Consider the following 20,847-nt stretch of genomic DNA (forward strand, 5'->3'; position numbering starts at 1 on the left):
TATTGACGTCTCAGGGTCTGAGACGTCAAGCCACCGCGCTGCCGAAAGGTCCACGCTGGCCGAAGAGCGCTGTCGCCACCGGGTCCTCGATGGCGCACGCGCTCGACTCAGGGATCGCCGCCGCGGAGGGAAGTCAGAGGAAGTCATGGCAGGGACACTGGCCGAGAAGGTCTGGGACGCACACGTCGTCCGTCGCGCCGAGGGAGAGCCGGACCTGCTCTACATCGACCTCCACCTCCTGCACGAGGTGACGAGCCCGCAGGCCTTCGACGGCCTTCGGCTCGCCGGCCGCGGCGTGCGCCGACCCGACCTCACGCTCGCCACGGAGGACCACAACGTCCCCACCACGCCGGGGCCCATCACCGACCCGGTCTCCAGGGTCCAGGTCGAGACGCTGCGCCGCAACTGCGAGGAGTTCGGCGTGCGGCTCTATCCCATGGGCGACGCGGACCAGGGCATCGTGCACGTCGTCGGTCCCCAGCTCGGCCTCACGCAGCCGGGCATGACGGTGGTCTGCGGCGACAGCCACACCTCGACGCACGGGGCCTTCGGGGCTCTGGCCTTCGGCATCGGCACCTCCGAGGTCGAGCACGTGCTGGCCACGCAGACCCTGCCGCTCAAGCCCTTCCGCACCCTCGCGGTCAACGTCCGCGGGGCGCTGCCCGACGGTGTCACGGCCAAGGACGTCGTCCTGGCCGTCATCGCCAAGATCGGCACCGGCGGCGGCCAGGGCTACGTCATCGAGTACCGCGGCGAGGCCATCGAGGCCCTGTCGATGGAGGCCCGGATGACGGTGTGCAACATGTCGATCGAGGCCGGCGCCCGCGCCGGCATGATCGCCCCGGACCAGACGACCTTCGACTACCTTCAGGGCCGCCCGCACGCCCCGACCGGCGCCGACTGGGACGCGGCCGTCGCCGAGTGGACCGCGCTGCGCACCGACGACGACGCAGTCTTCGACGCGGAGGTCGACATCGACGCCTCGTCGCTGACGCCGTTCGTCACGTGGGGCACCAACCCCGGGCAGGGCCTGCCGCTCTCCGCCTCCGTGCCGGACCCCGAGGAGTTCGCCGACGAGAGCGAGCGCCTCGCCGCCGCCAACGCCCTGGCCTACATGGGCCTCGAGCCCGGAACGCGGCTGCGCGACATCAGGGTCGACACGGTCTTCGTCGGCTCGTGCACCAACGGCCGCATCGAGGACCTCCGCGCGGCCGCGGCCGTGGTGCAGGGCCACCGCGTCGCGGACGGCGTGCGCATGCTCGTCGTGCCCGGCTCGGCCAAGGTCCGCCTGCAGGCCGAGTCCGAGGGCCTCGACAAGGTGTTCACCGAGGCCGGCGCCGAGTGGCGCCTGCCCGGCTGCTCCATGTGCCTGGGGATGAACCCCGACACCCTCGCCCCCGGCGAGCGCAGCGCGTCGACCTCCAACCGCAACTTCGAGGGCCGCCAGGGCAAGGGCGGGCGCACCCACCTCGTCAGCCCGCTCGTGGCGGCGGCGACCGCCGTGCGCGGCACGCTGTCGAGCCCTGCCGACCTCGACACCGCCGACCAGCCGGGCGAGCTCGCGTCCGCCACCACCGGAGAGGCCTGAGCCATGGAGAAGTTCGAGACGCACACCGGCGTGGGCGTGCCGCTGCGCCGCAGCAACGTCGACACCGACCAGATCATCCCGGCCGAGTACCTCAAGCGCGTCACGCGTACCGGCTTCGAGGACGGGCTCTTCGCCGCCTGGCGCAAGGACGAGTCGTTCGTCCTCAACAACCCGGTGTACGCCCATGGCTCGGTCCTCGTCGCAGGGCCGGACTTCGGGACCGGCTCGAGCCGCGAGCACGCCGTCTGGGCCCTGATGAACTACGGCTTCCGGGTCGTCATCAGCTCGCGCTTCGCCGACATCTTCCGCGGCAACAGCGGCAAGCAGGGCCTGCTCACCGCGATCGTCGCCCAGGACGACGTCGAGCTGATCTGGAAGCACCTCGAGAACAACCCCGGGGCCGAGATCACGGTCGACCTCGTCGGCCGGACGGTCCGTGCCGGGGAGATCGTCGCGCCCTTCGAGATCGACGACTACACGCGCTGGCGGCTCCTCGAGGGTCTCGACGACATCGGACTGACCCTCCGACACGAGGACCTCGTCGCCGATTTCGAGGGGCGTCGGCCGGCCCACAAGCCGGTGACCACGCTGGCCTGACCCGGCGGCTGCTCCTCGGCGCGAGCAGGATTCATACGAGCGGATCCCGTTGCACTGCAACGGGATCCGCTCGTATACGTGTCCGATGACGGGGTTCTGACTGATGCCCGACCAGCCTCTCCGGGCCCGGCTCGGAGCCGTCAAACACCTTGCGACACAACGAAAGACCCCGAAACCGGTGATGGACGCGCCTCGAGAGTCGGCCTACCGTCAGGAGGTAGCCGGACCTGATCCGGACCCACCGTCGGGTCGCCTGACGCCGACAGTCCTCTGGAGGGGAAGACGTGAACAAGGCAGAACTGATCGACGCGCTCGAGACCAGGCTCGGCAGCAAGAAGGTCGCCTCCGATGCCCTGGAGGCATTCCTCGACGTCGTCATCCGCGAGGTCGCCAAGGGCGGCAAGGTGGGCATCACGGGCTTCGGCACCTTCGAGCGGGCCGACCGTGCGGCGCGCACCGGCCGCAACCCGAAGACGGGCGACACCGTCAGGATCAAGAAGACCAGGGTCCCCAAGTTCCGCTCGGGCACCAACTTCAAGGAGATCGTCTCCGGCGCCAAGAAGCTCTCGAAGACGGAGTCGGCCGCCTCCCGCGCCTCCGCAGGGTCCTCGGCAGCCGCCGGGACCAGGTCGGGCGCCACGAAGACGGCATCGAGGGGCACGGCGAAGACGGCGACCTCCAAGACCGCCGCCAGGAGCAGCGCGGCCAAGACGGCCGCACGGGGCGCCGGCACGACTGCCACCAAGTCGGCGGCCAGGAAGACGACCGCGAAGCCGGCTGCCACCAAGGCCGCCCCGGCGTCGCGGGCGACCGGCAGGACCGCCGCCGCCAGGACGACGGCGACCAAGGCCACCCCGGCCAAGCGCGCGAGCACGACCAAGGCGGCCACGACTAAGGCCACCACGAGGTCGGCAGCCACCAAGGCCACCACCACGAAGGCCACCACCGCGAAGGCGGCCACGACCAAGGCAGCGAGCAAGGCAACCAGCAAGGCGACGAGCAAGACCGCCCCGACCAAGCGCGCGACCACCGCCAAGGCGGCGCCGGCGAGCAAGTCCGCCGCCAAGACGGCGTCCGCGGGCACGACGGCCGCCAAGAAGACCACCGCCAGGAAGACGGCGAGGAAGAGCGCCGCTCGCTGACCCGCACGCCCTCCGCCTGGGGCGACGAACCAGCTGCCAGACGGGCCCGGCCGAAGCGGCCGGGCCCGTCTCGCTGCGCGGTCAGCCGATCGTCTGCCCGGGACCGATCCCGACGATGCGCAGGGCAATGACGAGGTCGTCCACGACGTCGACCGTGAGCCGCTGCCCGACCCGCAGCAGGCGCAGGCCGCTGCCGTCGAGAGCCGGCGCCTCGAAGCGCAGCTCCACGCCGTCGTCGCGCAGCACGCTGCCCGTGCGCGTCTCGGGATCGAAGCGGTGGACCGTCGCCTGCATGCTCCTGATCCAACCAGACGCCCGGTGCTCGAGCACGGCTCGCGTGGCGGGGCCCAGGCCCACGCGCCGCGCCTGCGAGAGGCTTCGGGCGTCATCGACGTCGGTGCGCAGCCGGGGGAGCGGCAGGTCGAGACGCACCGCCCCGTCCGCCGCGTGACGTGCTGCACTGTCGGGCCCGAAGCGCGGGTGGAAGTCCCGCCCGCAACGCAGCACGGTCCCGGTGCCGTCCGCGTCGGGCACGAAGGACTGACGGAGCACGGCCGCCGCCTCCAGCGCGGTGCGCAGCGAGGAGGCGTCGAGTGCCGGCAGGTCGCCGAGCAGGGCCGCCACCTGGGCACCTGCGCCGGCATGCCGCATACCCGCGCAGACGGCGTCGTTGAGCCCGCTGCCCGGGTCCGGGACGACGTGCACGCCGCGCGCGCGCCAGGTGGACCCGAGTCCCACGTCCGCGGTGACGAGCACCAGCCGCTCCGGCCCGACGGCCTCGGCCGCCGCCGTCAGCGTGTCGGTGGCGATGGCGGCGCTGAGCCGGGCCCGGTCCGAGCCGACCGCGCGCGTGAGCCGGGACTTGCCGTGGGCCGTGTCCTTGACGGGGACGACGACGTGCCAGGCGGGGTCCGGTCGGGCGGGGGAGGAGGTCGACATGCTGGCGATATCGTCGCACTCGCCGCCCCGCTGCTCGACACCGCGCCATGGGGTGGACAAGATGAAGGCCAGCCACGCCGACCGGTGTGCGCACGACGAGGAGGACGCAACACGTGACTGTCGGCGCACGCAAGAGGCAGCTGCCCCTGGCCTACCGGTTGGTGGCGCTGGTCCTGCGTCCCGTGCTGATGCGGATCACCAGGCGCGACTGGCGCGGGCTCGAGAACATCCCCGCCGAGGGCGGTTTCGTCGTCTCGCCCAACCACATCTCCTACGTCGATCCGCTCGTCTTCGCGCACTTCATGTTCGACACCGGGCGGGAGGCCTACTTCCTGGGCAAGGAGAGCCTCTTCACGATCCCGGGTGTCGGCTGGGTGCTGCGCAAGTGCGGCCAGATCCCGGTCTACCGCAACTCGCTCGCCGCGGCCGACGCGTACCGTGCTGCCGTCGAGGGTGTCCGGCAGGGCAAGGCCGTCGGAATCTTCCCGGAGGGCACCATCACCCGCGACCCGGACCTGTGGCCGATGCGCGGCAAGACCGGCGCCGCCCGCGTCGCCCTCGAGACCCGCTGCCCGCTCATCCCGGTGGCGCAGTGGGGTGCCCAGGAGATCCTCTCGCCGTACGGCCACCGGCCCTCGCTCTTCCCGCGCAAGACGATGAGGATGTACGCCGGTCCGCCGGTCGACCTGTCCGACCTCTACGACCGCCCCATCGACACCAAGGTGCTGCGCGAGGCCACCGACCGGCTGATGGACCGCATCACCGAGCTGCTCGAGGTCCTCCGCGAGGAGAAGCACCCCGCCGAACGGTTCGACCCGCGCCGCCACGGGGTCCCCGAGATCGGGAACCCCGTGCGCCACGACGACATCGGCCGCGCCCGGCGCCCCGTCGAGCCCGGCGACCAGGACGCCTCGTGACGACGCGTGTGGCCGTCATGGGCAGCGGCAACTGGGGGACCGCCTTCTCGATGATCCTCGCCGACGCCGGCTGCACGGTGACGATGTGGGCCCGGCGCCCGGAGGTGGCCGACGCGGTCAACGCGGGCTGCAACGAGGCGTACCTCCCCGAGCTGCGTCTCCCGCCGGCCGTGCGGGCGACCGTCGACGCGGCGGAGGCGCTGCAGGGCGCCGACATCGTCGTGCTGGCCGTGCCGTCCCAGACGCTGCGCGACAACCTGGTCCGGTGGGGCGGCTCGATCCCCGGCGGGGCGCCGGTCGTCTCGCTGCTCAAGGGCGTCGAGCTCGGCACGACGATGCGGATGAGCCAGGTCATCGCGCAGGCGGCCGGCGTCGAGGCCGAGCGCATCGTCGTGGTGTCGGGCCCCAACCTGGCCCACGAGATCGCACTGCGGCAGCCGGCCGGTGGAGTGGTTGCATGCCGTGACATGGCCACCGCGGAGCTCGTGGCGGCCGCCTGCGCGACGCCGTGGTTCCGCCCCTACACCGACACCGACGTCATCGGCGCCGAGGTGTGCGGCGCGACGAAGAACGTCGTCGCCCTCGCCTCGGGCATGGCCGAGGGCCTGGGTTTCGGCGACAACACCAAGGCCACGATCATCACGCGTGGGCTGGCCGAGACGACCCGCCTGGGCCTGGCCCTCGGCGCCGACCCGCAGACCTTCATGGGGCTCGCCGGCGTCGGCGACCTCATCGCCACGTGCATGTCGCCGCTGTCGCGCAACCACAGCTTCGGCGTGCGCCTCGGCCGCGGCCTCACGGTCGCGGAGGCGACTGCCGAGCTGCGCACGACGACGGAGGGGGTCAAGTCGTGCGAGTCGATCTTCACCCTCGCCCAGCAGCACGACGTCGACATGCCGATCTGCGAGCAGGTCGTGGCCGTCATCCGCGACGGGCACCCGGCCCGCGAGGTCGGTCCGCGCCTGATGTCCCGTGACCTCAAGGCGGAGAAGCGCTGAGGGCGTATGCCGTCCGCTCCCCTAGGGGTGTGACGGGTAGGCGTGCACGACGGCCCTCGTGAGCCGGGGCGTCGTGCGCACGAGGTCGGCCTCGGCCCGGTGCGCCACGGCGTGGGCGTCGACCAGCGACGTGGCGGCGTGGACGTCGAGCTCCGCCTCGGCGTGGATCTCGTGACCGATCCAGCGCATCCGCACGCTGCGCACCCCCGTGACGCCGGGGACCTCGGCGAGCGTGGACTCGGCCGCCTCGACGAGGCCGGGGTCGACGCCGTCCATGAGACGGCGCAGCACGTCGCGGGCCGCGGTGCGCAGGACCAGGGCGATCGCGACGGTGATGGCGAGGCCCACCACCGGGTCGGCCCAGCCCCAGCCGAGCGCGACACCGCCGGCGCCCACCAGGACCGCGAGCGACGTGAAGCCGTCGGTGCGCGCGTGGTGCCCGTCGGCCACGAGGGCGGCGGACCCGATGGCCCGGCCCTCGCGGATGCGGAACACCGCCACGGTCTCGTTGCCGATGAACCCCACCAGCCCGGCCAGCGCCACCCACCCGAGGTCGGCCACGGGAGCCGGGTGCAGGAGCCGGTCGACGGCCTCCCACCCGGCCAGCACCGCGGACAGGGCGATCATGGCGATGACGAAGAGCCCGGCCAGGTCCTCGGCCCGCCCGTAGCCGTAGGTGTAGCGGCGGGTTGCTGCGCGCCGGCCCAGCGCGAAGGCGATCCACAGCGGGACGGCCGTCAGGGCGTCCGAGAAGTTGTGGATGGTGTCGGCGAGCAGGGCCACCGAGCCGGAGACGGAGACAACCGCGAGCTGGGCGATCGCGGTGATGCCCAGCACGAGGAGGCTGATCTTGACCGCGCGGATGCCGCGGGCGCTCGTCTCGAGCGCCGAGTCGATGGAGTCGGCGGTGTCGTGCGAGTGCGGGGTCACGGCGTGACGGAGCCTGCCCCAGAGTCCGTTCGCGTGGTCATGCGCGTGGTCGTGCGCGTGGTCGTGCGCGTGGTCGTGGTCTTTGGGGTGGTCGTGGCCCTGCTCGTGGCCGTGGAGGCGCGCGCTCATCGCGCCGCGCCCCTGTGGCTCGGCCGGACGGGAGTCACGACGGCGTGTGCCGGGCTGGTGGGCCGGTGGTGGGCAGGCATGCCGTCGTATGCGTGCTCGGCGTTGTGGACCGCATCGCGCACGAGGCTCGCGATGTGGTCGTTCTCGATGCGGTAGTAGACGTGCGTCCCCTCGCGGCGGGTGCGCACGATGCGGGCCATCCGCAGCTTGGCCAGGTGCTGGGAGACGGAGGGGGCCGGTTTGCCCACCGCGTCGGCGAGCTCGTTGACGGACAGCTCGCCGTCGTGCAGGGCCCACAGCAGCCGGACACGGGTGCCGTCGGCCAGCATGCGGAAGGTCTCGACGGCCAGCTCGACCTGCTCGTGCGGGAGGGCGAGATCTCCTCCCTGCATGTCTGCGTGCATGCGCAGATGCTAAGCCATCCCGGTGTCGGTCCGGTGACCGCCCCGGGGCCGGCGCCGAGGGCGGCCTGCTACGCCGCGGGGGCGAGCACCCGGTCGACGACGGGGAGCGCCCGGCCTCGGTGCACCAGCCAGGTGAGGGGTCGTGCCACGAGCAGCCAGCCCACGCCTGCGACGAACGCACCGAGCGCGAGCCCGGCGACGACGTCGTCGGGGTAGTGGGCGCCGACGTACACGCGTACGGCCGCCATGAGCAGGGCCGCCACCGCCGCGACGGCGCCGAGCCGTCGTGACACGAGGAGGAGTCCCACGGCGGCGGCCCCGGCCATCACGGAGTGGTCGGAGGGGAAGGACCAGTCGGTCGACCGGTCGACGAGCACGAGGATCCCGGGATGGGCGGCATACGGTCGACGTTCGGCCACGAGGGAGGCGACCGGCTGGTTCACTGCGACGGCCAGCAGGGTCCCGAGCCCGGCCCAGACGGCGGCAGCGAGCTCGCGGTCGCCGGAGCTGCGGCGCTGCCACACGCCCACGAGCAGGAGCGCCGCGAACACCACGAGGCCGTACTTGGCGTACGCGACGGCGGGGGCGTGCAGCCAGGGGGTCGCGCGCGCGAAGTCGTTGACGCGCAGGAACAGCGTGGTGCTGAGGTCGAGCAGGTTGCTCACGGGCGGAGTCCTTAGGCAGCAGACGGCGACGACCGCAGCTCGCCTGCGGTCGGGCCAGCATCCCGGACGGATCTGAGGGAAATCTCAGAGAGCGGGCTCAGGCCGCGCGCAGTGCCTGGTCGAGGTCGGCCCAGAGGTCCTCGACGTGCTCGATGCCGACCGAGAGCCGCAGCAGGTTGACCGGCACCTCCCGCGACTCGGACGGGTGGCGGCGGCGGCGCTCGACCTGGGACTCCACCCCGCCCAGGCTCGTCGAGTGCAGCCACACCCGGGTCGCCGCGCAGACGCGCTCCGCCGCAGCCTCGTCACCCGCGACGTCGACGGACAGGATGGCGCCGGCGCCGGCGTAGCGGACGCGCTCGACCGACGGGTGCTCCGCGAGACGGCGGGCGAGCTCGGCGGCGCTCGCGCTCGCCCGCTCGAACCGCACCGAGAGCGTCCGAAGCCCGCGCAGGGCCAGGTAGACCTCGAGCGGCCCCGCGATGGCCCCGTGCAGGGTGCGGTGGCGACGCAGCCGCTCGCCCAGGCCCCGGCCGCGGTCGGTGTCGGCGACGACCGTCGCGCCGAGCACGACGTCGCTGTGGCCGGAGAGGTACTTGGTGACCGAGTGCACGACGACATCGGCACCCAGCGAGAGCGGGCGGCACAGCAGCGGCGTCGAGAGGGTGTTGTCGACGACGCTCGTCACGCCGAGCTCGCGCGAGCGGGTCAGGACGACGTCGAGCTCCGTGACATCCATCAGCGGGTTGGTGGGCGACTCGAGCCAGAGCAGGTCGGCCGAGTCCAGGGCGGCGAGGAAGCCGGCCGTGTCGGTGGCGTGCACGCGTACGACGGCGCCGCCGGCCTCCTCGTGCGCCGCCAGCAGGTCGGCGGTGCCGTTGTAGGTGGTGTCGGGGGCGACGACCGTCCCGCCGGCCGGGAGGAGCGACAGGGCCGCCGAGATGGCGCCCATGCCCGACGCGTGCACGAGGGCGACGCCGCCCTCCAGCCCGCCGAGGGCCTCCTCGAACGCGTTCCACGTCGGGTTGCCCGACCGGGCGTAGTTGACGGCGCCGTCGGCGGCGTACGTCGACGTGAGCTCGACCGGGACGTTCACCGACGCACCGGGCGAACGCTCCGGCCGCCCGGACGCCACGAGGAACGTCTCGACGTGCAGCTGCTGCGAATCCTTGTCCCTGACCACGCCGTCAGCGTACGAGGGGCTGCTGACGGCCTTCGATAGAGTCTCGTCTGATGACCACGGACCAGCCCCAGCCCGACCAGCCGAGCCGCCGCCCGCGCGTCGCCATCGTCTTCGGAGGACGCTCCTCGGAGCACGCCGTCTCCTGCTCGACGGCCGCGAGCGTCCTGCGCTCCATCGACCGCGACAAGTACGACGTCGTGCCCGTGGGCATCGCCCGCGACGGTCACTGGGTGCTCGTCGCCGACGACCCCGAGCCGCTGCGGCTCCTGCCCGGACAGACCCCCGAGGTCGACGGTGGCGGTGCGTCCGTCGTCGTCCCGCTCAGCACCGGGGACCGGTCGCTGACGGTCCTCGAGCCGGGGCAGCCGCCCCGTGCGCTCGGTGACGTCGACGTCGTCTTCCCGCTCCTGCACGGCCCGTTCGGCGAGGACGGCACGATCCAGGGCCTGCTCGACCTGGCGGACGTGCGCTACGTCGGCTCCGGCGTCACCGCCTCGGCCGTCATGATGGACAAGGCGATGATGAAGGTCGTCTTCGAGTCCGCCGGCCTCAAGGTCGGTCCCTACGTCGTCATCACCGACCGCGACTGGAACCGCGACCCGGCGGCCGCCCTGGCCCGGGTCGAGCCGCTCGGTTGGCCGGTGTTCGTCAAGCCCGCCCGTGCAGGCTCGAGCATGGGGATCTCCAGGGTCGAGGACGCGTCCGGGCTGCGCGCCGCCGTCGAGGCGGCCCGCGAGCACGACCCCAAGGTGGTCGTCGAGGCCGCGGTGGTCGGCCGGGAGATCGAGTGCGGCGTCCTCGACGGGCACGGCACGGACGCGCCGCGCACGAGCGAGCTCGGTGAGGCCGTCGTGGTGGCCAACCACACGTTCTACGACTTCGAGGCCAAGTACCTCGCGGAGAACGACGTCCGCCTCGACTGCCCGGCCGACGTGCCGACGGCGGTGGCGGACCGGATCCGCGAGATGTCGGTGCTCGCCTTCGAGGCGGCGGGGTGCGAGGGCCTGGCACGCGTCGACTTCTTCTACACGCCCTCGGGCGACGTCGTCATCAACGAGATCAACACGATGCCCGGTTTCACCCCGCACTCGATGTACCCGCGGATGTGGGCGGCCTCCGGGCTCGGCTACGCCGACCTCATCGACGACCTGATCTCCCTGGCGCTCGAGCGACGCACCGGGCTGCGCTGAGCCCGGGCACCCGGCGCCGCAGACGTCAGGAGCAGTGCCGACCGTTCGTCGGCAGCGCCTTCGCCGCGGCGGTGAAGGCCGGCAGCAGCAGCGGGACCGGGCCGTAGGCGCCGGGCGCCAGGACCTCGATGGCCGGGTTGCGCCCGAACGTCGTCGCCTTCGAGCCGTCGCTGAGCGGGCGCACGACCCAGTCCACGCCGTCCACCGTGACGCAGCTGTCGGTCGTGGGCCCGAGGGCCTCGAGCCCGCACCGGGCGAACATCGCCGGGTCGCCCCAGGCGGCCACCGAGGCGTCCTCCGGTTGGGTGGTGACCCGCGCGTGACCGCTCACCGTCGCGGGCCACGCCACCGACCGGCACACAGTCGCGGTCGACTCGGGGGCCAGCGCGACCTCGGGCGCGCGGTTGCAGGCGGACAGCACGACGGCGGCGCAGAGGAGCGCCGCCGTCGTGGGGAACGAGCGTGGGTTCAGGTCGACCTCAGACGTGGACGACCGTGCAGGTCAGGGTGCGCGTGATGCCGGGGACGTCCTGCAGCTTGGCGATGACCAGGCGGCCGAGGTCGTCGACGTTGGAGGCCTCGACGCGCGCGATGACGTCGTAGGGGCCGGTGACGTCCTCGGCGAGGGTCACCCCGGAGATCCCCGCAATCTGCTCCGCCACGCTGGCGGCCTTGCCGACTTCGGTCTGGATCAGGATGTAGGCCTGGACCACATGTCACCTCACTGTGTGTCGATCGTTGGTCGGTCGCTCGTGACGCACACTCGCGGGCTGCGGCAGCACGACCGGTCGGAACGGCAGGCCCCAGTGTGACTGCGGCCGTGCCTGACGCTACCTTGCCATGGGGCTCCACGTCCCGTCGGACACCAAGGCCCGAGGCGGGCCGACGACCGGAAGGGTGTGTGGCCCGTGTCGAACGCGCGGCGGTCCGAGCGCGGGCCGATGATGACGGGTGGCACGCCGCTCCGCTCCCTGGACGAGGAGGAGCTGCTGGGGCACATCTTCCCCGCCTTCCCGCCCGGCGCCGACCTCGTCGTGGCACCGGGTGACGACGCGGCGGTGCTGCGCACGTCCGACCGCACCATCGCCACCACCGACACCGTCGTGCTCGGGCGCGACTGGCTGGACGCCTGGTCGTCCGGGGCCGACATCGGCCACAAGGTCGTGGCGCAGAACCTCGCCGACGTGGCCGCCATGGGAGGCGTGCCGACCGGTGTGCTCGTCACGCTCGTGGCCGACCCGGAGCTGTCGCTCGAGTGGGTCCTCGACCACGTGCGTGGCCTGGCGGAGGTGTGCACGGCCGCCGGGGTGGCGGTGCTCGGTGGTGACCTGTCCTCCGCGCCGCCCGGAGTGGTCATGGTCTCGGTCACCGCCCTCGGCCGACTCGACGGCGAGCCCGTGCTGCGCTCCGGCGCGCGCCCCGGTGACGTCCTCGCGGTCCACGGCTCACTCGGCCTCGCCGACGCGGGCCTGCGGCTGCTGCAGGCCGACGCGCCCGACCGGCTGCCCGAGGCCACGGAGCGCCAGCGTCGCCCCGAGCCGCCGCTGGCGGCCGGGCCACAGGCGGCAGCGGGCGGGGCCACCGCCATGCTCGACGTCAGCGACGGGCTGCTGCGTGACGGCGGGCGCATCGCGCGGGCGAGCCGGGTCGTCCTCGACCTCGACCTGTCGGCGCTCGTGCCCGACGTCGACGCGCTCGCGGACGTGCTGGGGGCCGAGCAGGCGCTCGACTGCGTCCTGGCCGGGGGAGAGGAGCACTCGCTCCTGGCCACCTTCCCGGCCGGCGTGCTCCCGGCCGGATGGCGCGCCATCGGCACCGTGCGTGCGGTGCGGGACGACGAGGCGCCGGCCATCCTCGTCGGCGGGCGCGTCGTCACCCACACCGGCTGGGACCACTTCCGCGCGACCTGAGTCCGCACGGAGCGCCGGTCGAGGCATGCCGGCGCGCCGGGTTGCGAGGTCCCACCTCGACCCAGCGTGGTGCTCGTCGGGTCGAGGTATGCCGTCGCGCCGGGTCGCGAGGTCCAGCCTCGAGCCGTCGCAGCGGGGTACGAGAAAGGCCGGCCCCGACGGGACCGGCCTTCTACGTGTGCTGAGAGGTCAGCGTGCGACCTTGCCGGCCTTGAGGCACGAGGTGCAGACGTTGACTCGCTTGGGCGTCACACCGCCCACCAGCGTCCGAACGCGCTGGATGTTGGGGTTCCAGCGGCGCTTGGTGCGGCGGTGCGAGTGCGAGATGTTGTGACCGAAGCTCGGTCCCTTGCCGCAGACGTCGCAGTTGGCAGCCACGGGTATCTCCTGAAGTTCGATGTCGATGAAGTGCAACGCTCCACCACCGGTTCGGGGCAGACGCACGAGGGCGTGCGTCACCCCGCAGTGCGCGGGGGGAACCGGTCAAGAGTAGCCGACGAGCCGCGCGGACGACAAAACGGCGGGAGCGGCTCCCCAGCTGCCCTCACGCGAAGGCGCGGGCCGCGTCGACGAGCGGGCCGGCATACGACGGGCCGTGCGACGCGGCGTGCACGGCGAGCGGGTGCAGCTGGTGGAGCGGGACCAGGTCGCGCCAGCCGCGCTCGAGGCCGGCGGCCTCGTCGTAGGCCGCGGTGATCCGGTCCAGGCCCGAGCAGCCGAAGAGCTCCAGCATCGCCACGTCGGTGAGGCCGTGGCCACCGTGCGCGGCCGGGTCGATCAGGACGGCGCCGTCCGTCGTGAAGACGACGTTGCCCGCCCACAGGTCGCCGTGGACGCGGGCCGGAGGCCGGTCGTCGTCGAAGTCGCCCGCGACCAGGCGGTCGCAGACGCGGTCGACCACACGGGCGCCGGCCGCGTCGAGGTGACCGCGGTCGAGCGCCCGACGCACGAAGGGCCGCACCCGCTGCTCGGCGTAGAAGACGCCCCACGTCCTGGACGGGTCGTTGCTCTGCGGCTGGCGCCCGATCCACGCGTCGCCGCTCCAGCCCTGCGGAGGAGCACCGAAGGCGGGTGCGCCGGCGGCGTGGGTCCGGGCCAGGGCCAGCCCGAGGGCCTCGGCGTGCGCAGCGGTCGGGTGCGAGGGGTGCAGCCGCTCGAGGTCGATGTGGTGCGGCCCGACGTCGAGGACCCGGACCACCCTCGCGCCGCCGTGCGCCTCGGCCTCGCCGAGCCACCGCAGCCCCGCGGCCTCCGCCTCGAAGAAGCCGGCCGGGGCGTCGTGCCTGGTCTTCCGGTGTCGTCGGTCGAGGTGGGTCACGGGCCCAACGTAACCGCCCGGCGCCCGGTGCCGGTGGTGCGTGGTCCGGGTGCGCGGTCGGCTGGGAGGGTCGCATGCGACCGTCGGGACGAGGCGCTAGCCTGCCGAGCATCGGCGAGCCCGATGTCCAGCACCACGAGTAGGAGGACAGATGCCCGGCGCAGAGCCGTCGACCGACGGACCCCTGGCCGTGCTCGACCTCGCCGCCATCCGCCGCTGGGCAGCCCTCACCCGGTCGCTGCTCGCGGCCCGTCGCACCGAGATCGACGCCCTCAACGTCTTCCCCGTGCCCGACGGCGACACCGGGACCAACCTCTACCTGACCTTCGACGGCGCGGCCGAGCGGACGCTCGGCGAGGTGGACGTCACGACCGCCGACCGGCTGCTCGCCGTCTTCGCCCGCCACCTGCTCTGGACGGCGCGGGGCAACTCCGGGGTCATCCTCAGCCAGCTCGCGCGGGGCCTCGCGGAGGGCTGTGCAGGCACGCCAGACATCGACGCCCGGGCCCTGGCCGCGGGGCTGCGTCGCGCAGAGGTGCGGGCCCGCCAGGCCGTGGCCGACCCGCAGGAGGGCACCATCCTGACCGTGGCCACCGCCATGGCCGACGCGGCCGCGCACGCCGTCGAGGACGCCGGCGCCACCGTGCACGCGGTCGCTCGGGCAGCGGTGGAGGCCTCCCGGGTTGCGCTGGAGCACACTCCTGAGCAGCTCGAGGTCCTGGCCCGCGCCGGGGTCGTCGACGCGGGCGGGGCCGGCCTGGTCGCCCTCCTGGAGTGCCTCGAGCAGGTGTGCGCGGGACACGCCGGACAGACGGGGGCCGGCGCCTCGGGTCGCGCGGCGCGCCGGCGTGCCGATCCCGCACGCCCGGCCCCGCACGGTGCCACGCCATCGCACGACGACGGCGCCACTGGGCGCAGCACGACGCCGGAGTTCGAGGTCATGTACCTCCTGCGCGACTCGGACGACGCGGCGGTCGACGTCCTGCGGGGCAGGCTCGTCGAGCTCGGCGACTCCGTGCTCGTGGTGGGCGCGGACGGCGAGTGGAACATCCACGCCCACGTCGACGACGCCGGCGCCGCCGTCGAGGCCGGGATCGACGCGGGACGGCCCCATCGGGTGCGCATCACGGCCCTGACCCACGCCCGTCCCGAGCGGCGCAGCGGCCGACTGACCGGTGCGCCGGGCGCCGCTGAGCGGCACCCAGCGGGCATCGTGGCGTGCGCAGCCGGCCAGGGGCTCCGCGCTCTCTTCGAGGAGGTCGGCGCGCTCGTGGTCGGTTCCGGCCCCGGGCGGCGCGCCTCCACCGGCACGCTCATCGACGCCATCCGCGAGCAGCACGAGCGCGGCGCCGAGGGCGTCATCGTCCTGCCCAACGACGGCGACACGCTCCTCGCGGCCGCAGCAGCCGTTCGTGCGGCCTCGGACGAGGGCATCGAGTCGCACCTCGTCCACGTGCGCACGGCCGTGCAGGGGCTCGCGGCGCTCGCCGTCTTCGAGCCCGCGGCCACCGCGGCCGCCAACGTCCTCGCCATGCAGGCGGCCGCCTCGGCGACCCGGCACGGAGCCGTCACGGTCGCCAACCGGGCGGCACTGACCAGCGGGGGTCCCTGCGAGGAGGGCGATGTCCTGGGCGTCGTCGACGGTGACGTCGTCGTCGTCGGCACGGACCAGCTGTCCGTGACCCGCGACGTGGTGCACCGGCTGCTGGCGAGCGGCGGCGAGCTCGTCACCGTGGTGGCCGGCACGGGTGCTCCGGGGGGGCTCGTGGAGGCGGTGACCGACGAGGCGCGCCGCTCGCACCACGGCGTCGAAGTCTCCCTCGTGGAGGGCGGTCAGGACGTCTACCCGGTGCTGCTGGGGGTGGAGTGAGGTGCCGGTGCTCACCGAGGACTCGCCACTGACCAAGCTCGTCAAGAAGAACGAGGCGGAGCAGCTCGCGCGCAACAAGGGCCTCGTCAGCGTGGCCGACCTCTTCGAGTTCGTGCCCCGCCGCTACGTGCGTCCGGGACACCTGACCGACCTCTCGTCGCTCCACGTGGGCGAGGACGTCCTCGTCGTGGCCGAGGTCAAGAAGGCCACGACCCGACCCATGCGCAACCGTCGCGGCAAGATGCTGACCGTCGTCATCGGCGACGACCTGGGCAACGAGCTCGACGTGACGTTCTTCAGCGCCTACGGCCACGAGGGCAAGCTCGCCCCGGGGGTCCGTGGCTTCTTCGTGGGTCAGGTGGGTGCCTACGGCCGCCGCCTGCAGCTGACGCACCCCGAGTACGAGCTGATCGACGACGACGAGAAGGGCGACGCGGCGGTCGAGTTCTACCGGACCCACCGCGTGCCGGTCTACTCGACGACCGGCAAGCTCAACTCCCTCAAGATGAGGCGCCTGGTCTACCAGGCGCTCGACTCGGTCGACCGCATCCGCGAGCCCGTGCCGGACGACATCCGCGCGTCGCGGGGGCTGATCGACCGTTCAGCGGCGCTCGAGCTGGTCCACCGCCCAGCCGTCGACGAGCAGCCCGCCCGCGGCCTCGACCGCCTCAAGTACGACGAGGCGTTCGTCCTGCAGACGATCCTGGCCCAGCGACGCAAGGCCGCCGAGTCCGAGCTCGCCACACCGAGACCGCCGCGCCCGGGTGGGTTGCTCGCGGCCTTCGACGCCCGGCTGCCCTTCGAGCTCACCGCCGGGCAGCGCGAGATCGGCGAGGTGCTCACCGCCGAGCTCGCGTCGGACCGCCCCATGCATCGCCTGCTGCAAGGCGAGGTCGGCTCCGGCAAGACCGTCGTGGCCCTGCGGGCCATGCTCGCTGCCATCGACGCGGGCGGCCAGGCGGCCCTGCTCGCGCCCACGGAGGTGCTGGCGGCGCAGCACCACCGGTCGATCACCGCGATGCTGGGCGACCTCGCCCAGGGCGGGATGCTCGGCGGCGCCGAGTTCGGCACCACGGTCGCGCTGCTGACCGGCAGCCAGAGCGCAGCGGCGCGCCGCCGGTCCCTGCTCGACGCCGCCTCCGGCGAGGCCGGCATCGTCGTCGGGACCCACGCGCTCATCCAGAAGCACGTCCAGTTCGCCGACCTCGCACTGGTCGTCGTCGACGAGCAGCACCGCTTCGGGGTCGAGCAGCGTGACGCCCTGCGGGAGAAGGGCATCCGGCCGCCCCACGTCCTCGTCATGACCGCGACCCCGATCCCGCGCACCGTGGCCATGACCGTCTTCGGCGACATGGAGACATCGACCCTGCGAGAGCTGCCCCGCGGCCGCTCGCCGATCTCGACCCATGTCGTCGACGCCAACCGGCCCGGCTGGGTCGACCGCACGTGGGCGCGCGTCGCCGAGGAGGTCGCGGCGGGACACCAGGCATACGTCGTCTGTCCCCGGATCGGCGACGTCGACGACGAGCCGGGAGCCACCTCGCGGGACAGCTCCGACGAGGACGCCGGCTGGGAGGCGCACTGGGACGGTGAGGGTGACGACGACCAGAGCGGCGCGGAGGAGGGGCCGACGCGAGAGCTCACCGGCGTCTACGCGATGCTCAGCACCCTCCGCGCGACCCCGGCCCTCGAGGGTGTCCGCATCGGCGTGCTGCACGGGCGGCTCGACCCGGACGTCAAGGACGCCACCATGCGCGCGTTCGCGGCAGGGGAGATCGACGTGCTCGTCGCCACGACGGTCATCGAGGTCGGGGTCGACGTGCCCAACGCGTCGGTCATGGTCGTCGTCGACGCCGACCGCTTCGGCATCTCCCAGCTGCACCAGCTCCGTGGTCGAGTCGGCCGCGGCTCGGTGCCCGGCCTCTGCCTGCTCATGACCAGCGACCCGGGTGAGCGGGCGATGGAGCGCCTCGACCAGGTCGCCGCCACGACCGACGGCTTCGAGCTCGCCCGCGCCGACCTGATGCTGCGCCGCGAGGGCGACGTCCTCGGGGCCCGCCAGAGCGGCCGGGCCAACTCCGTGCGCCACCTGCGCCTCGGCCGTGTTGAGGACGAGCAGATCATCGCCGACGCCCGCGAGGACGCCTTCGCGCTCGTCGAGCACGACCCGCAGCTGCGGGCGCACCCGGCGCTCGCCGCAGCCGTCGCGATGCGGCTCGACGAGGAGCAGGCGGCATGGCTGGAGCGCGGCTGACGTGACCCGCATCATCAGCGGCAGCGCCGGCGGTCGCCGCCTCCAGACGCCCTCCGGCTCCTCCACCCGCCCGACGTCCGACCGGGTCAGGGAGGCGCTCTTCAGCCGTCTGGAGCACCGCGGCCTCCTCGACGGCACCAACGTGCTCGACCTCTACGCCGGCTCCGGCGCCCTCGGTCTCGAGGCCGCCAGCCGCGGCGCAGCCCTCGTACTGCTCGTCGAGTCGCACAAGGCGGCCGCCAAGGTCATCCGCGCCAACGTCGCCGTGGTCGGCCACCGCGCCGTACGCGTCCTCGCCGACACCGTCGAGCGTGCCGTGGCAGCCGGGCCCCCCGGGGACGTCCGCATGCACCTCGTCCTCATCGACCCGCCCTACGACGTCAGCGAGGAGGCCCTCGCCGCGGTCCTCGCCGGCCTCGTCGAGCACGGGTGGCTCGCAGAGGACGCGGTCGTCGTCGTCGAGCGCTCGACCCGCTCCCCGCAGCCGACGTGGCCCGAGGGCCTCGAGCTGTCGGGGGAGAAGCGCTACGGCGAGACAGCGGTCTGGTTCGCCGAGCCGCCACCGAGTGACGTCGTCGCGTGAGCCTGCCCCGGCCGGCTGGGCACGGACGGTAGGTTGGCCGCGTGACGAGCCCCGCGCGCCGGTGTGTCTGCCCCGGCTCCTACGACCCGCTCACCAATGGCCATGTCGACGTGGTGACCCGGGCCAGCAGGCTCTTCGACGAGGTCGTCGTCGCCATCCTGCACAACCCCAGCAAGCAGGGGACGTTCACCGTCGACGAGCGGGTGGCCCTCCTCGAGCAGTCGGTCGGCCACCTGCCCAACATCCGCATCGGGGCCTGGGCCGCCACGCTCGTCGTCGACGTCTGCCGCGAGGTGGGGGCCGCGAGCATGGTCAAGGGCCTGCGCGGCGGCACCGACTTCGCCTACGAGCTGCCCATGGCGACCATGAACCACCACCTCAGCGGCGTCGAGACCCTCTTCATCCCGGCGGACCCGGCGCTGCAGCACGTCTCCAGCTCGCTCATCAAGGAGGTCGTGCGCTACGGCGGCGATGTCAGCGGTCTGGTCCCCGACGCCGTCCTGACGGCCCTGCGCGACCGTCTGGGCTGATTTGGGCGCACGGCGCCCCTCTAGTAGCCTTGGAGGTCGGTCCACGTCCGTCTTGGCGCGGGCCGAATCCTCTACTGTGCGCAGGAGTCATGGACCGTCCCGATCCCCGTTCCCCCCTGGTGCTCGACACCAGGGAGCTCGTTCGGCGACCGGGCACGATGCAGGAGCTCTCGCGCACGGTGACGTTGCCCGACGACCTCGGCACCGACGTCATCTCGATCAAGGCCGGCCAGCCGGTCCAGGTCGAGGTGCGCCTGGAGTCCGTCGTCGAAGGTGTCCTCGTCACGGGTTCGGTCAGCGGCACGGCGACCGGCGCATGCGTGCGGTGCCTGGACCCCCTCGAGCAACACGCCGAGGGGACCTTCCAGGAGCTGTTCGCCTACGCCGACCGGGCGGCGCACCACCACGAGGTGGGAGCCGACTCGGACGAGGACGAGGTGTACGAGCTGGTCGGTGACCTCATCGACCTCGAGCCCGTGCTCCGGGACGCTGTCGTGCCGACGCTGCCGTTCCAACCGGTGTGCCGGCCGGACTGCCCGGGGTTGTGTTCCGAGTGTGGGATGCACCTCGCGGAGGACCCGGACCATCATCATGAAGTGATCGACCCGAGGTGGTCGTCCCTCAGCGGACTGCTGGGGACCGACCCGCAAGAGAAGAGGAACTGACGTGGCTGTCCCGAAGCGGAAGATGTCGCGCTCCAACACCCGTTCGCGTCGCGCGAACTGGAAGGCAACGCCGACGACGCTCTCCACGTGCCCCCAGTGCGGTGCGGCCAACCAGCCGCACATCGCGTGCCCGTCGTGCGGCACGTACAAGGGCCGTCACTACGCCGCTGCCGAGCGCACCGAGCACCAGGCCTGATCACCCAGTGAGCAGCCCCGTGAGCGAAGTTGGCGCTGGGGGTGTTCCGGCGGTGCCGCAGCGGCCCGTCGATGCTCTGATCGCCCACCTCAAGGAGGTGGTCGGCCAGGACATCGACGAGCCGCTGCTCCTGCGTGCCCTGACGCACCGGTCCTACGCCTACGAGAACGGCGGACTGCCCAACAACGAGCGCCTCGAGTTCCTCGGCGACTCGGTGCTGGGACTCGTCGTCACCGAGTCGCTCTACCGCGAGCACCCCGACCTCGCCGAGGGCCAGCTGGCCAAGCTGCGCGCCGCCGTCGTCAACATGCGCGCCCTGGCCGACGTCGCGCGCACCTTCGACCTGGGCCAGTACGTCATGCTCGGCAAGGGCGAGGAGGCCACGGGCGGACGCGACAAGGCGTCGATCCTGGCCGACACGCTCGAGGCGCTGATCGGCACCGTGTTCCTCTCGACCGACATCGACCTGGCCGCACGCTTCGTGCACCACCACTTCGACGCGATCATCGAGGAGGCGGCCACCCTCGGCGCCGGCCTCGACTGGAAGACGAGCCTGCAGGAGATGGCCGCCGGCTTCGCGCTCGGCTCGCCCGAGTACCGCGTGGCGGAGCAGGGGCCCGACCACGAGAAGGAGTTCCACGCCCGGGTCGTCGTCGGCGAGGAGGTCCTCGGCGAGGGCCACGGGCGCTCGAAGAAGGAAGCCGAGCAGAAGGCCGCCAAGGAGGCCTGGCACGCGCTGGACGGGCGCCGTGGCGCCGGCCACGCCGCGGCCGGGTCCAACGGCGCTGCCGGGGCTGGGTCCAACGGCGCTACCGCTGCCGGCCCGAGCGCCTGAGCCC

At 73.0% G+C, this 20,847-nt stretch carries 23 protein-coding genes; 14 read left to right on the top strand and 9 right to left on the bottom strand.

All coding sequences use genetic code 11. From position 1 onward, the window contains the following. Positions 1–145 precede the first annotated feature (145 nt). The 3 genes from leuC to ABD241_RS03020 all read left to right on the top strand — a co-directional run bounded on the left by leuC (position 146) and on the right by ABD241_RS03020 (position 3,327). Positions 146–1,588 (top strand): 3-isopropylmalate dehydratase large subunit, encoded by a 1,443-nt coding sequence (gene leuC, locus ABD241_RS03010; protein ID WP_344058282.1) that lies wholly within the window; start codon positions 146–148, stop codon positions 1,586–1,588. Positions 1,589–1,591: 3 nt separating this feature from the next. Further along, entirely contained in the window at positions 1,592–2,185 is a 594-nt protein-coding gene (gene leuD, locus ABD241_RS03015; protein WP_344058284.1) for a 3-isopropylmalate dehydratase small subunit, read from the top strand. Between the two features lie 284 nt (positions 2,186–2,469). After that, a complete protein-coding gene (locus ABD241_RS03020; protein WP_344058286.1) occupies positions 2,470–3,327 on the top strand; it encodes an HU family DNA-binding protein in 858 nt (285 codons plus the stop codon). 81 nt (positions 3,328–3,408) lie between these two features. Here ABD241_RS03020 and cofC read toward each other — a convergent pair whose 3' ends face one another. After that, positions 3,409–4,266: a 2-phospho-L-lactate guanylyltransferase gene (cofC, locus tag ABD241_RS03025; RefSeq protein ID WP_344058288.1), complete on the bottom strand. Its 858-nt coding sequence runs from the start codon at positions 4,264–4,266 to the stop codon at positions 3,409–3,411. A gap of 113 nt (positions 4,267–4,379) precedes the next feature. Between cofC and ABD241_RS03030 the strand changes: the two genes are divergently transcribed. Further along, positions 4,380–5,183 carry a lysophospholipid acyltransferase family protein gene (locus tag ABD241_RS03030; RefSeq protein WP_344058290.1) on the top strand — a complete coding sequence of 268 codons (804 nt, stop codon included), beginning with the start codon at positions 4,380–4,382 and terminating at the stop codon, positions 5,181–5,183. Next, positions 5,180–6,181, top strand: coding sequence for an NAD(P)H-dependent glycerol-3-phosphate dehydrogenase (locus tag ABD241_RS03035; protein ID WP_344058292.1), 1,002 nt, complete (start codon positions 5,180–5,182; stop codon positions 6,179–6,181). Before ABD241_RS03030 ends, ABD241_RS03035 begins: the two co-directional genes overlap by 4 nt. Before the next feature lie 21 nt (positions 6,182–6,202). Here ABD241_RS03035 and ABD241_RS03040 read toward each other — a convergent pair whose 3' ends face one another. The 4 genes from ABD241_RS03040 to ABD241_RS03055 form a co-directional block, all read right to left on the bottom strand. Next, on the bottom strand, positions 6,203–7,240 hold the full coding sequence (locus ABD241_RS03040; RefSeq protein WP_344058294.1) for a cation diffusion facilitator family transporter: 1,038 nt from the start codon (positions 7,238–7,240) through the stop codon (positions 6,203–6,205). Then, positions 7,237–7,644, bottom strand: coding sequence for an ArsR/SmtB family transcription factor (locus tag ABD241_RS03045; RefSeq protein WP_344058296.1), 408 nt, complete (start codon positions 7,642–7,644; stop codon positions 7,237–7,239). The genes ABD241_RS03040 and ABD241_RS03045 overlap by 4 nt, the downstream gene beginning before the upstream one ends. Before the next feature lie 68 nt (positions 7,645–7,712). Beyond that, entirely contained in the window at positions 7,713–8,309 is a 597-nt protein-coding gene (locus ABD241_RS03050; protein ID WP_344058298.1) for a phosphatase PAP2 family protein, read from the bottom strand. A 97-nt stretch (positions 8,310–8,406) separates the two neighbouring features. After that, positions 8,407–9,492, bottom strand: a complete 1,086-nt coding sequence (locus ABD241_RS03055) for a trans-sulfuration enzyme family protein (protein WP_344058300.1) — start codon at positions 9,490–9,492, stop codon at positions 8,407–8,409. A 50-nt stretch (positions 9,493–9,542) separates the two neighbouring features. Between ABD241_RS03055 and ABD241_RS03060 the strand changes: the two genes are divergently transcribed. Beyond that, positions 9,543–10,682 (top strand): D-alanine--D-alanine ligase family protein, encoded by a 1,140-nt coding sequence (locus ABD241_RS03060; RefSeq protein WP_344058302.1) that lies wholly within the window; start codon positions 9,543–9,545, stop codon positions 10,680–10,682. 25 nt (positions 10,683–10,707) lie between these two features. Here the strand turns inward: ABD241_RS03060 and ABD241_RS03065 are convergent, their stop codons facing one another. Then, positions 10,708–11,103, bottom strand: coding sequence for a hypothetical protein (locus tag ABD241_RS03065; protein WP_344058304.1), 396 nt, complete (start codon positions 11,101–11,103; stop codon positions 10,708–10,710). Between the two features lie 58 nt (positions 11,104–11,161). Continuing rightward, entirely contained in the window at positions 11,162–11,395 is a 234-nt protein-coding gene (locus tag ABD241_RS03070; RefSeq protein WP_030146698.1) for an Lrp/AsnC family transcriptional regulator, read from the bottom strand. Between the two features lie 228 nt (positions 11,396–11,623). On the opposite strand from ABD241_RS03070, the gene thiL reads away from it, so the two are divergent. Continuing rightward, the gene (gene thiL / locus ABD241_RS03075) at positions 11,624–12,592 is read left to right on the top strand and encodes a thiamine-phosphate kinase (RefSeq protein WP_425580702.1); all 969 of its coding nucleotides are present in this window, start codon (positions 11,624–11,626) and stop codon (positions 12,590–12,592) included. Between the two features lie 189 nt (positions 12,593–12,781). On the opposite strand, the gene rpmB is transcribed toward thiL, so the two are convergent. Continuing rightward, positions 12,782–12,970: a 50S ribosomal protein L28 gene (gene rpmB / locus ABD241_RS03080; protein WP_325004458.1), complete on the bottom strand. Its 189-nt coding sequence runs from the start codon at positions 12,968–12,970 to the stop codon at positions 12,782–12,784. A 166-nt stretch (positions 12,971–13,136) separates the two neighbouring features. Beyond that, a complete protein-coding gene (locus tag ABD241_RS03085) occupies positions 13,137–13,910 on the bottom strand; it encodes a fructosamine kinase family protein (RefSeq protein ID WP_344058312.1) in 774 nt (257 codons plus the stop codon). Between the two features lie 151 nt (positions 13,911–14,061). Between ABD241_RS03085 and ABD241_RS03090 the strand changes: the two genes are divergently transcribed. The 7 genes from ABD241_RS03090 to rnc all read left to right on the top strand — a co-directional run bounded on the left by ABD241_RS03090 (position 14,062) and on the right by rnc (position 20,843). Further along, positions 14,062–15,780, top strand: coding sequence for a DAK2 domain-containing protein (locus ABD241_RS03090; RefSeq protein WP_344058314.1), 1,719 nt, complete (start codon positions 14,062–14,064; stop codon positions 15,778–15,780). Between the two features lies 1 nt (position 15,781). After that, positions 15,782–18,034: an ATP-dependent DNA helicase RecG gene (locus ABD241_RS03095; protein ID WP_344058316.1), complete on the top strand. Its 2,253-nt coding sequence runs from the start codon at positions 15,782–15,784 to the stop codon at positions 18,032–18,034. A gap of 1 nt (position 18,035) precedes the next feature. Continuing rightward, positions 18,036–18,617 carry a 16S rRNA (guanine(966)-N(2))-methyltransferase RsmD gene (gene rsmD / locus ABD241_RS03100; protein ID WP_344058318.1) on the top strand — a complete coding sequence of 194 codons (582 nt, stop codon included), beginning with the start codon at positions 18,036–18,038 and terminating at the stop codon, positions 18,615–18,617. A gap of 41 nt (positions 18,618–18,658) precedes the next feature. Next, a complete protein-coding gene (gene coaD / locus ABD241_RS03105; protein ID WP_344058320.1) occupies positions 18,659–19,147 on the top strand; it encodes a pantetheine-phosphate adenylyltransferase in 489 nt (162 codons plus the stop codon). Positions 19,148–19,236: 89 nt separating this feature from the next. Then, positions 19,237–19,812 (top strand): YceD family protein, encoded by a 576-nt coding sequence (locus ABD241_RS03110; protein ID WP_344058322.1) that lies wholly within the window; start codon positions 19,237–19,239, stop codon positions 19,810–19,812. A 1-nt stretch (position 19,813) separates the two neighbouring features. Continuing rightward, positions 19,814–20,008: a 50S ribosomal protein L32 gene (gene rpmF / locus ABD241_RS03115; RefSeq protein ID WP_142184271.1), complete on the top strand. Its 195-nt coding sequence runs from the start codon at positions 19,814–19,816 to the stop codon at positions 20,006–20,008. A gap of 52 nt (positions 20,009–20,060) precedes the next feature. Then, positions 20,061–20,843, top strand: coding sequence for a ribonuclease III (rnc, locus tag ABD241_RS03120; RefSeq protein WP_344058324.1), 783 nt, complete (start codon positions 20,061–20,063; stop codon positions 20,841–20,843). Positions 20,844–20,847: the final 4 nt, after the last annotated feature.

This window comes from Terrabacter lapilli, assembly GCF_039531305.1.
Classification (GTDB): domain Bacteria; phylum Actinomycetota; class Actinomycetes; order Actinomycetales; family Dermatophilaceae; genus Terrabacter; species Terrabacter lapilli.